4 protein-coding genes are annotated in these 12,640 nt (G+C 61.0%); 2 read left to right on the forward strand and 2 right to left on the reverse strand.

From position 1 onward, the window contains the following. The first annotated feature begins 283 nt into the window (after positions 1-283). Positions 284-1,363 carry an ABC transporter substrate-binding protein gene (locus FJD34_RS01160; RefSeq protein WP_032861198.1) on the forward strand — a complete coding sequence of 360 codons (1,080 nt, stop codon included), beginning with the start codon at positions 284-286 and terminating at the stop codon, positions 1,361-1,363. A gap of 6 nt (positions 1,364-1,369) precedes the next feature. Here the strand turns inward: FJD34_RS01160 and FJD34_RS01165 are convergent, their stop codons facing one another. After that, positions 1,370-1,585 (reverse strand): DUF2970 domain-containing protein, encoded by a 216-nt coding sequence (locus tag FJD34_RS01165; protein WP_032861196.1) that lies wholly within the window; start codon positions 1,583-1,585, stop codon positions 1,370-1,372. Between the two features lie 114 nt (positions 1,586-1,699). On the opposite strand from FJD34_RS01165, the gene FJD34_RS01170 reads away from it, so the two are divergent. Further along, positions 1,700-8,788 (forward strand): NEL-type E3 ubiquitin ligase domain-containing protein, encoded by a 7,089-nt coding sequence (locus FJD34_RS01170; RefSeq protein ID WP_157695983.1) that lies wholly within the window; start codon positions 1,700-1,702, stop codon positions 8,786-8,788. Positions 8,789-8,836: 48 nt separating this feature from the next. On the opposite strand, the gene metH is transcribed toward FJD34_RS01170, so the two are convergent. Further along, entirely contained in the window at positions 8,837-12,547 is a 3,711-nt protein-coding gene (gene metH / locus FJD34_RS01175; protein ID WP_090291179.1) for a methionine synthase, read from the reverse strand. Positions 12,548-12,640 lie beyond the last annotated feature (93 nt).

The raw sequence follows: 12,640 nt of genomic DNA on the forward strand, positions 1-12,640 counted from the left end.
AGCATGATCTTTACTGTGGTCGAGTCTTAGTGCAATCACCTATAAAACCGACAAGAGGCGATGCGATGAGCAATCCAACCAAAGCCCGTAAACCTGACAGTACCGTGGACGCCTGGGCGATTCTGTTTCTGATTATCCTGGTGGTTTCAGCCGCTGTGTTCTGGGTCAGCCACCAATAGAGGGAACTGATCGCACAAAACTGTCCGACCTGCTGATAAATAGCCAAGATCAAAAGGCTTATTGCCACTATTATGATCTGTCAATTCTCAGGGTTCGGGCAGAAATGTCGAAGGTTATCTGCGGGTGCTTGTGGTGGGTGGGGATGATGTTCGGGGCGATGGCCCATGCCACGTCAGTGGTGTTTCTCAACCCAGGTATGTCCACTGAAACCTTCTGGGTCAGTTATGCGCAATTCATGCAGGCCGCGGCCAAGGACCTCGGCCTGGATTTGCGTGTGCGCTATTCCGAGCGTGACCCGCAAAATACCCTGCAGCAGGCTCGTGAAGCGCTGCAAGGCCCACAGTCCCCGGATTACCTGGTGCTGGTCAACGAGCAGTACATCGCCCCGCAGATCCTGCGGATGGCCCAGGGCAGCCAGGTCAAGTTGCTGATTGTCAATAACGCCCTGACACCCGATCAGGTGCAACTGCTGGACGCTGGCAAGTATCCCAATTGGATGGGCAGCATCACCGCCAATGATGAGGAGGGCGGTTACCTGATGCTCAAGGAGTTGTTGCGCCAGCACGGGCCTGTCCCGGCCGGCACGACCCTGGACTTGCTGGCGTTTTCCGGTGCCAAGAACACGCCGACCGCACAGGCGCGCGAGCAGGGACTGCAGCGCGCCTTGCGCGAACACCCTGAAGTTCATTTGCGCCAGTTGGTCTATGGCGAATGGAACCGCCAGCGCGCCTTTGATCAAGCAACCTTGATGTTCAAGCGTTACCCGCAGGCCACGCTGGTCTGGTCGGCCAATGATGAAATGGCCCTGGGGGCCATGCAGGCCTTGAATGGCAGCGGGCGCACGCCCGGCAAGGAGGTTTTGTTCAGTGCGATCAACAGTTCTCCCGACGTCCTGCAAGCGCGCCTGCAGGGACGAATCAGTGCGCTGGTGGCCGGGCATTTCACCGTCGGTGGCTGGGCCATGGTGCTGCTGCACGACGACGCCAGGGGCGTGGGCATCCAAGACCCTGGCGAGCGCGAGCGGCAGGTGAAGTTGTTCCAGCTGATTGACGAGCCCCAGGCCCAGCGCTTGCTGGACAAGCGTGGTCATGAGGGCGATGGCGTGAATTTTCGTGAACTCTCGGCCCAGGGCAAGCCTGCGGCCTACCAATATCCCTTCAGCCTGCAGATGCTGTTGAAATAATCGGGCCTATACCCCGGCCATAAGCAGTACGAGCTTGACGATGGCAAAGAGTGTCAGGGCAAATACGGCGGTAAACACAATCCCCAGCACCACAAAATGGCTGGGCTTGCCATGGGTAAAGTCCCGCGTGCGGTTCTTGCCGCTCTGCACACCAAAAGCGGCAGCCATCACGCTATGAAGCATCTGCCAGAAGGTCGGTGGTTTATTGTCCGGTGTGTCCATGAGTCCTCCTGCGAGGGCTGGTAGAAGTTACTGCTCCCCACAGGATAGACGTAGTTACCACGGTTAGCCTTGGCCCTTGTGATGTGCTGGTGCTCCTTTTCCTGGAGCCGCATCATGACCGACTCGCCCGCGTTGCCGGCAACGCCCAGTGTCCATCGACCGTTATTGACCAGCGCCATGCCGAAATGGTTGGTCGATAGCACGGCCGCACGCCGAATGGCGCTCAAACACGCCGATACCCCTTTACCGCCGGCCTATTGGCACGCAACACCTGAGCAACGCCAGCAGTTGCATGCCTGTTTTATCGCAAGTTTCACCGCGCAGACCGCCCTTGACCAGACCCTGTCTGGCTTGCAAAGCATCGACGCGTTTGCCCGGCCGCTACTGGTCAAGGCGCTCAAGGACCAGTATGAGGTAACCCTGGCCCCCCAGGTTGCCACATGGTTAAGCCTGAGAAAGTCCCTGCAGGTGAGTGATCTCAATATCGAGGCGCAAACCTACGATTTTTTGAAGCTGGAGCTATTGCAGGCGGCGCTGCACAACTTCGAGGAGGGCGAATGCGAGGAAGGGGCCTTTCACTCATCGTCGGGCTTGCGCTGGCAAACGTCATCGCCTGGCAGCGCGGCCGACTCCTTACTACCGGTGCGCTTGGGTAGCCTTAAGGTCCATCAGTTTTTAAGGCTGTGCCGCAGCCTGGATCTGGGCGGTCAGTTCCAAACCTACCTCAAGGGGTTTTTTACCACCCACGAAACCACCCTGCGCGAGCAATTCATCGCCAGCCAAAAGGCCGCGATGCGTGCGGCGGCTGAGTTGGCCCTATTGTGCGAGGACATTACCCAGGCTGACTACAACATGGTGCTGTCGGTGATCGCTGGCGAACGCTCGCCGCAGATGGGCGGGCAACCGGTGTGGATCTGCGACCTCGGCCTGATGAAGCTGCGCATGACCGGCTGCGTGCTGTTTCTGGCCTTCGATGATGAGCATATCGATTCGCCGATCTTGTACATCCCCCAGGACCCTTACCAGCCTCTAAAACGCTACACCCATCGCGCCCCACTGCTGACGGCCTTGAAGCAACGCTTGAGCACACCGGGCTTGGCCTCGACCCGGGTGGATCGCCCCACGGACTACCAGGTTTTTTTCAGTCAGTTTGTCGACTATGCCGATCGCTCGCACTACTTCAGCCAATTCACCCTGGATGCGCCGGATGCCACCTTGCGCGAGAAAATCGGCTCGAACTTCCCCGGTATAGGCCAGTTTTATGAGCTGATCAGCAAAGTGACCGTTTTCAAGCTGAAGAACTTCCCGCCCTTGCCCCTGGCCCCTCAAGTGCCGAACCCGGCCCCCTATTTGGCGCCTGTGGCGATGGCGTTCAAAAACCAGGCATATGCTAGCGACAAGGTCGATCTGTGGACGTACCTATATGAGCAGCACCGGGACAAGAGCCTCGCTGATGCTGCTGCCCACGCCGTGCCCACTGCGGATGTCGATGCCAGGGTGCGCACACGAAAACTGGCCCTACTGCTTAATGTCGGGATGTTCGGCCTGGGTGCTATCGCGGGGTTTGTGCCGGTACTGGGCGAACTCATGATGGCGGTGATGGCCGAGCAACTGTTGACGGAGGTGATCGAGGCCGCGCAGGAGTGGAACGAGGGCGACCGCAGGGCTGCCCGGGCGCACTTGATCGACCTGGCGCAGAACCTTGCGTTGCTTGGCGTGACGGCTGGTGGCGGTAAGGCCCTGAGCAAGTTAAGGCCTGAACCGGTTATCGAAGGCCTAGTCCCGGTGAAGCTGCCGGGTGGGCAGGTTCGCTTATGGAAACCGGACCTGGGCGGGTACCAAAGTGACGTTGCCCTGATGCCCGGCAGCAAGCCCAATGCCTTGGGGCAGTATGAGGTCGATGGCAAGCTCCATGTGCACATCGATAACGTGCTCTATGAAAAGACCTTCGACCCGCAGCTAAACAAATGGCGGATCAAACACCCACGCAACCCCCGGGCGTACCAGCCAATTCTCGAACACAACCGGGCAGGAGCCTGGCGGCATAGCCATGAGTACCCCTTGGCCTGGAATCGCCTGACCCTGCTGCGCCGATTGGGACACATTACCGCAGGTTTTTCGGATGAGGCCTTGAGTGTGATCGGCGACGTAAGTGGTGTGCAGGACGACCTGTTGCGCAAAGTGCATCTGGACGGTTTGCCGGTGCCCGCCGTGCTGGCCGATACCCTGGAGCGGTTCAGGGCCGACCGCGACGTTGATGAACTGATCGGGCGGCTGCGCCGTGGTGCAGGCCTGGACAGCCGCCACGAGTACGCCTTGCCCCTCGCCGTGGAAATGCCCGGCTGGCCCCCAGGGCGGGTGCTTGAGGTGTTTGAGCAGCGAGCCGTGGTTGGGCGCAGCGAGCCAGGGCAGGAAGGGCTGGGTGAGGAGCAGGCCCGGCGCCTGCTGGGCACGCCGCGGCGTGGCGACCAGCCTGGCGTGCCCGTGACCGATGAGTGGGTGGGCGGGAGCCTGGAGCCGGAGGGGCGCTCGATTCGTTATGGCAGCCCGTTGTCGGCGGACGATGGCCGCCCAACCCTGAAAATCAGCCGCACCGATTTGCAGCAAGGCAAGCTCGCCCACGTGGTACTCAATGGCCTGGATGAACAGCAAGTCACCGGCTTGCTGGGCAGCGCCTCCAGCTGGGGGGAGCAGCCCAGGGAGCAGGTGTTCAATGAGCGCCTGGCAGACTACGCGCTACAACGACAGGCGGCGCTGTTCGACGCCCAGCTACACGGTAATGGCGCGCCCGTGACTGACAGCGGGCCACTGCAACGGCGGTTTCCCGGCCTGACCCAGCACGCTCGTGAGGAACTGCTTGACCGCGCCAGCCCGCAGGAGCTCAGGCGTCTGCAAGACAGCGGGCGTGTCAGCGCGCGCCTGGACCACCAGGCCCGCCTCAGTATGCAACAGGGGCGATTGAGCCGGGCGATCAGCGGCTTGCACCGTGACCGGCTGGCTAACACTGACAGTGACCGGCTTGCCTTGCAGGCCCTGGCGCGCCTGTCCGGATGGCCCCAAGGTGTGCGCCTTGAAATGCGCCAAGGGGGCATTCGCGGCCCCTTGCTGGACAGCATTGGCGATGAGCACGCCGTAGTGCGCCGATACCTGGTCAAGAGCGGCGAGTGCTTCCAGGCCCACGATGCCAGTGGCCGCGCACTCAATAGCGTGCCCGCCGATGGACGCAATCTGTTCCAGTCGATCCTGGACGCCTTGCCTGATGAGATGCGTCGAGCGCTAGTGCCGACCGGCCAGGGCGGGGACTTGCAGCAGGCGTTGGCGACCTACGCCAGGGAGCACCGCGAGATCATCGCCCACGACATCCTCAAGTTGCGCACACCACGCACGCGGCCGGCGTTACGCTTGCCGAGCGGGCGCCTGGGGTATGAGTTGTCGGGGCGGGGAGCGCTTTTCGCCACGGATGACAGCTTGATCGCCCATGCGCGCAGCGTGTATCCAAACATGAGCGAAACCGAGGCACAGGCGCTGGTAATGGCCCGCCGGCTGGACGGTGAAAGTGACTCGCAAATCTGGCGGCTATTTGCCAACCGCCAGCACGAATTGACGGCATTGCGCACGACCCTTGAACAATGGGCGGGGGAGGATGAGAGGCGCCTGCGTTCGGTTGAAGATATTATCGACTGTTGGCGCCAAGGCTTTGATCGGGACAGGGCGGCCCATGGCAGCCTGAGTTTGCGGGTAGAGGAGGCATTGCCCGAGTGGCAGGCCGATTTTTCCCATGTGCTAACCCTGAACCTGTCAGGGCGCGCATTGCTGGCCCAGGAAACCACTGCTTTGCTCCAGCCGTTTCCCAACGTGCAGCATCTGCAGTTGTATGTGCGCCCCGAGCACCTGGGTGCAGTAACAGAGCGCTTGGCGAGCGCGCCCGGAGTCACCCAACTATCGTTCACTGGCCCTTCGCTCACGTATTCGGCGCAAGTACTGCGCCTGCTTGAGCGCATGGCCGGGCTCAGGCAGTTATCCCTGGCAGGCAACCTGCAAACCCTGGACGTCAGCGGGTTGACCGCGTTGCGTCGTTTAACGGTATCCGGGACGCTGGAAACCTGGCCGCAAGGAAGCCTGGCACTTGAGCACCTGGAGTTTCTCGATATAGCCCAGACCCCGTTGCGCTCAGTACCCGATGAAATGTTTATCGGGCACCAGCGCTTGTGGCGAGGCCTGCAAATGAACTGGTCAGCCTATGAACCTCAGGAGTTCATGAAGGTTTATGAGCACCTGCATGACAATCCGGCCCATCTGATTGAAGAGCGGCGGCTGGTAAAGAGCTACTGCGAAGGTGTCTTGGGCAGTCTGCAACCCGGAGCGCCGGCCTTTATCGAACGGGTCTTGGCCCATTTCAGCGCGCAGGGGCTGACCTCCCGCCAGCGTCTGGAGAAGGTCAACAGCATACGCGAGGAACACCACCGGTTGGTCGATGAGCTGGAGCAATGGTCAGATCGTGACTCTGGCGTTGGCCGGGTTGAGGTCGAGCGGCAGATCGCTTCCGAAGCGCTGCTTGATTGCTGGCGCCAAGGCCTGGAGCCGCGCATTGTCGACGACAGTCAGGTGTCAGCTGCGGCAACCGTACTGGACCTGTCAGACGCCGACCTGATTGATTTGCCCAAATTGCCAGCCACCGGGTTTACCCATGTTCGCAGTTTGAACCTCAGTGACATAGGTGTGCCGCTGGAAGGCATCAATACCTGGCTTGGCCACTTCCCCCGGCTGGATACGCTGAGCCTGGCCCGCAATAATCTGGCCGAACTGCCCTCGGTGCTGGTTGACCACCCATCCCTGCGCCACCTGGACCTCTCCCATAACTGGCTGGTTGTCACCCCTGTGATCCAGGCGCAGTTGAGCCGGTTGGCCGGGCTTGTATCGTTGCGGTTGCCGTACAACCCCCTCAGTGGCCTGGATATAAGCGGCCTGCGCGAGCTACAGATCCTGGACCTGAGTCACAGTGCGATTAGCGACTGGCCGCAGGGCGTGCTTGAACTGCCGGCCTTGCACAGCCTGGATTTGAGTCACAGCGCCATCACCTCGATCCCCGAAGCAGCGCTGCAAGGGCATGACCTGCTGCTGGCCAATACCCGCTTGCGCGGCTGCCGCTTAAGTGCGCAGGCACGTGCCGATGCTCGGTTATTTGCCCGGCGCTACGCCCGTGACTACCCAGCAAGCCCGCAGGAAAGCCCCTTGGGCATCCCTCGCGAACTGTTGGCCCAAGGCTTGGCGGGGGGCGATCCGGAGTACTTTGCCGAGGACGTGCTGCGCCGCCCCGACTTGCTGGTTGCGCTGCCCACGACGGCCGCCGACCTGGCGCCATCAGCGCGCATGCAACGCTTGGATCCGGCGCTGGACACCACGCTGGCGGCGCTGCGCATCGAAGAACTGCGCGCCATCGGCCTTGATGCCACGCAGATCGACGCGCGGCTGCAAGAATGGGAAACCCAGTATGGGCAATGGGTAGCGCTGCTCAATGAGTGGATGGATGTCCATGGCTACCTGGATGGCAGCTGGGTCAGCGCGCTGGACCGCCGGCGTGCGGCCGATCGCTTATTGGAAAGTTGGCGTTTTACCCTGCGCGCCACGCCGCTCACGGTTGAGGCTAATGGGGCTGAGCGCCTGGACTTTTCCGGCTTGTCCCTGGGAGCCTTGCCGAGGCTGCCCGGGGACTTTGCGCACGTCAGCGAGCTGAACCTGAATCGCGTCAAACTCACGGCCCAGGGCTCCAACGACTTCCTGCGGGCCTTCAGTCATGTGCGCAGCTTGACGCTCAGCAACAACGGCTTGCGCGCCTTGCCTGAGGCTCTTGGTGAGTTTCGCCGATTGCGGCGGCTGGACCTGGGTAGGAATGAATTGCAGAACACCGACCCGCTACAGGATTATCTGGCGCAAATGCATGAACTGGAATGGCTGGATCTGGGCGAGAATCTCATGGGCGAGTTGGAGTTAAGTGGTTTGGCCCGGCTCGACACCCTGTATCTGCAACAGAACATGTTGGACGAATGGCCCATGACGGTGCTCGAATTACCACGCCTTCGGACCCTGGATTTGCGTGACAACTGGATCGAGACCCTGCCGGATGCGGTATTCGAGCCGCAACATCGCCCATTGATGGCGGATACCAACTTATCGGGCAACCGCCTTGATCAGCAAAGCTGTGAGAATTTGCAGGTCTACCTGGGCCAGACCGGCAATGGCCTGGGGTTTTCCGCCGAGCAGCTTGAGTTCATGGTCCTGGAGTACCGGGAACGCGATGAGCTGGGGTTTTCCGACACCTCTGACTACTCGCTGGATCATCCGGAAATCGAAACACCCCATATGCAGAAGGCCCAGTGGTTTGTCGGGGTGGAGCCACACTCGGCAAAACATCGAATCTGGGACGAACTCAATGCACAGGAGGGCAGCCGCGACTTTTTCTTCAGCCTTTCACAGTTGCGCCATACCGAGGACTTCCTTGAGGCTCCTGCCGAACTGACGCAGCGCGTGTGGGCGGTGCTGGAAGCAATCAGCCAAAACCCGGCCATGCGGCGTGACCTGTTTGCCAGGGCGACGGCGCTGGTGCCCGATATCACCTGTGGTGATGGCAGGATCCTGCTGTTCAATGAGCTTGAAACCCGTGTGCTGGAGTTCGATGCGCTGAGGCTGGCCGAGCAGGGGCAGAACGGGGCTCAACTGTTGAAGTTTGCCCGCAGCATGATCCGGCTGGAGGCGTTAGAGGGCATCGCCCAAACGACTATCGAAAGGCGTCCGGACATCGACCTGGTAGAAATTCGCCTGGCTTTGCGCATTGGCCTGGCGCAGCGCCTGGAGCTGCCCAGGCAGCCCACTGGCATGCTGTTCGGCGAATTGTCGGAGGTTTCCCAGGCCGACCTTGACCATGCGTATGCCACGATTGTGGACAGTGAAAACACGTCGGATTTCGAGGAGAGGCTGGTGGGGCTTGAGTATTGGTGCAATTACCTGAAGAAAAAATACGCCACTGACTTCTCATCCCTGGCCCGCGAGTTGGAACAGAAGACCGCTGCGCTGGATGAGCGCTATCCCGACGGTGGCGCGGACTACCTGCGCGACTACGCCGTGTTGGGGGCCTGGAGCAAGGAGCAGCGTACCGCCCTGGCGATCCGCCTTACCCGGCAGGAACGAACAGCGCTGAACATATAAGGGACAATCCGGCTCCTGGGGGAGCCGGGTTGTCGGCGATAGCAACCCTCAGTTGTCGTAACCCAGGTTCGGCGCCAGCCAGCGTTCGGTCACGGCCAGGTCCTGGCCTTTACGTGCGGTGTAGCTCGTTACCTGGTCCTTGTCGATCTTGCCCACGGCAAAGTACTGCGCCTGCGGGTGGGCGAAGTACCAGCCGCTGACCGCCGCTGCCGGGAACATCGCGTAGTGTTCGGTGAGGAACACACCGCTACGTCCGGCCTGCATTTCGCGGGCCTCAGGGTCCAGCAACTGGAACAACTGAGCTTTTTCGGTATGGTCCGGGCACGCCGGGTAGCCGGGGGCAGGGCGGATACCGCTGTACTGCTCCTTGATCAGCGCCTCGTTGTCCAGTTCTTCGTCCTTGGCATAGCCCCAGTGATCTTTACGCACCTGCTGGTGCAGCCACTCGGCGCAAGCCTCGGCCAGGCGGTCGGCCAGGGCCTTGACCATGATCGAGTTGTAGTCGTCGCCCGCGTCCTGGTAGGCCTTGGCTACTTCCTCGGCGCCGATGCCGGCGGTGGTGATGAACCCACCGATGTAATCGGTCACGCCGCTGTCCTTGGGCGCAACAAAGTCGGCCAGGGAGAAGTTCGGCTTGCCGTCGGTCTTGATGATCTGCTGGCGCAGGTGATGCAGCTTGGCAATTGGCTGGCCGTCGTCGCCGTAGACTTCCAGGTCGTCGTCCTGCACCTGGTTGGTCGGCCAGAAGCCAAACACGGCACGGGCGCTGATGAGCTTTTCGTCGATCAGCTTCTTGAGCATTTCCTGTGCATCGGCGTACAGCGCGGTCGCCGCTTCACCGACTACTTCATCGGTGAGGATGCGTGGGAATTTGCCGGCCAGGTCCCAGGAGATGAAAAACGGTGTCCAGTCGATGTATTCGGCCAGTACCTTGAGATCGATATTGTCCAGCACCTTGGCCCCGGTAAACGTTGGCTTGACCGGGGTGTAGGTGCTCCAGTCGAACTGTGGCTTCTTGGCGATGGCCGCCGGGTAGCTCAGGCGTTCGGTACGGGCGCTGCGGTTCGAGGTGCGCTCACGCACGTCGATGTATTCCAGGCGGGTTTTCTCGACGAAACCGGCCTTGAGCTCCTTGGACAGCAACTGGGTGGCCACGCCCACTGCGCGCGAGGCGTCGGTGACGTAGATCACCGCATCGTTGCTGTACTTGGGTTCGATTTTTACTGCGGTGTGCGCCTTGGAGGTGGTCGCGCCACCGATCATCAGCGGCAGGTGGAAGTCCTGGCGCTGCATCTCGCGGGCCACGTGCACCATTTCATCCAGGGACGGCGTGATCAGGCCGGACAGGCCGATGATGTCGCACTTCTGCTCCTTGGCCACCTGCAGGATCTTCTCTGCGGGCACCATCACACCCAGGTCGACAATGTCGTAGCCGTTGCAACCCAGCACCACGCCGACAATGTTCTTGCCGATGTCGTGTACGTCACCTTTGACGGTGGCCATGAGGATCTTGCCCTTGGCTTCTGGCTTGTCGCCTTTTTCCAGTTCGATGAACGGGATCAGGTGGGCCACGGCCTGCTTCATCACACGGGCAGATTTCACCACTTGGGGCAGGAACATTTTGCCGGCACCAAACAGGTCGCCGACGATGTTCATGCCGGACATCAACGGACCTTCGATCACCTCGATCGGGCGCGCGAACGACTGCCGGGATTCTTCGGTGTCTTCCACGATATGGGTGGTGATGCCCTTGACCAGTGCATGCTCCAGGCGTTTGTTGACTTCCCAGCCACGCCATTCCTCGGTCTCGGCTTCCTTGACGCTGCCATCGCCCTTGTACTTGTCGGCGATGGCGAGCAGGGCGTCGGTGCCTTCCGGGGTACGGTTGAGCACCACGTCTTCCACCGCGTCGCGCAGCTCGGCGGGGATCTGGTCGTAGATCTCCAGTTGGCCGGCGTTGACGATACCCATGGTCAAGCCATTGCGGATCGCATACAGCAGGAACACCGAGTGGATCGCCTCGCGCACCGGGTTGTTGCCGCGGAACGAGAACGACACGTTGGACACGCCGCCCGAGGTCAGCGCATACGGCAGCTCATCGCGGATGTAGGCGCAGGCGTTGATAAAGTCGACGGCGTAGTTGTTGTGTTCTTCAATACCGGTGGCCACGGCAAAGATGTTCGGGTCGAAGATAATGTCTTGGGGCGGGAAGCCCACTTCATTGACCAGAATGTCGTAGGAGCGTTTGCAGATCTCTTTCTTGCGCGCCTCGGTGTCGGCCTGGCCGGCTTCGTCGAACGCCATCACCACCACCGCTGCGCCGTAGCGCTTGCACAGCTTGGCGTGATGGATGAACTGCGGGGCGCCTTCCTTCATGCTGATGGAGTTGACGATGCCCTTGCCCTGGATGCATTTGAGGCCAGCCTCGATCACTTCCCACTTGGAAGAGTCGATCATGATCGGCACACGGGAGATATCCGGCTCGCCGGCAATCAGATTGAGGAAGGTCACCATGGCCTTCTTCGAATCGAGCATGCCCTCGTCCATGTTGATATCGATCACCTGGGCGCCGGCTTCCACCTGCTGCAGGGCGACTTCCAGGGCTTCGGTGTAGTTGTCCTCGCGGATCAGGCGGGCGAACTTGGCTGAACCGGTGATATTCGTGCGTTCGCCGACGTTGACGAACAGCGACTGGCGATCGATGGTAAACGGCTCCAGGCCCGACAGGCGGCAGGCCTTGGGAATGTCCGGGATCGGGCGCGGCGCATAGCCAGCCACGGCCTTGGCGATGGCCTCGATATGCCCCGGCGTGGTGCCGCAGCAGCCGCCGACGATATTGAGGAAGCCGCTCTGGGCGAACTCCTCGATGACCTTGGCGGTTTGCGCTGGCAGCTCGTCGTACTCGCCGAACTCGTTGGGCAGGCCGGCGTTGGGGTGTGCCGATACATAGGTGTCAGCCTTGTTCGACAACTCTTCCAGGTATGGACGCAGCTCACTGGCGCCCAGGGCGCAGTTCAAACCGACGGAAATCGGCTTGGCGTGGCTGATGGAGTTCCAGAACGCCTCGGTGGTCTGGCCCGACAGGGTGCGGCCGGAGGCGTCGGTGATGGTCCCGGAAATCATGATCGGCAGCTCGACACCCAGCTCTTCGTACACGCCCTGCACGGCGAAGATCGCGGCCTTGGCGTTGAGGGTGTCGAAGATGGTTTCGATGAGGATCATGTCCGCACCGCCTTCGATCAGGCCTTTAGTGGCCTCGGTGTAGTTCTCCACCAGTTCATCGAAGGTCACGTTGCGGTAGCCGGGGTTGTTCACATCTGGCGACAGCGAGCAGGTGCGGCTGGTGGGGCCGAGGACGCCGGCGACAAAGCGTGGCTTGTCCGGGGTTTCGAGGGTCTTGGCGTCGGCGACCCGGCGGGCCAGGCGTGCGCCTTCCAGGTTCAGCTCATAGGCCAGCGCCTCCATGCCATAGTCGGCCTGGGACACCTGGGTGGCGTTGAATGTGTTGGTTTCGAGGATGTCGGCACCGGCATCCAGGTACGCCTTCTCGATCCCGCCGATTACATCCGGGCGGGTGAGGATCAACAGGTCGTTGTTGCCCTTGACGTCGCTCGGCCAGTCGGCGAAGCGTTTGCCGCGGTAGTCCTCTTCCTCCAGCTTATAGCTCTGGATCATCGTGCCCATGCCACCATCGAGGATCAGGATGCGTTCCTTGAGGGCTTGCTGGAGGGCTTGCAGGCGAGTGCTACGATCGGACATGGGACTACTCTAATCAGGCATTACGGAGGGCGTGGATCATAGCAAACCTGTGCGCTTTTAGAGCATGTCAGGGTTTTGCATGAATATCGCTCA

This window comes from Pseudomonas brenneri, assembly GCF_007858285.1.
Classification (GTDB): domain Bacteria; phylum Pseudomonadota; class Gammaproteobacteria; order Pseudomonadales; family Pseudomonadaceae; genus Aquipseudomonas; species Aquipseudomonas brenneri.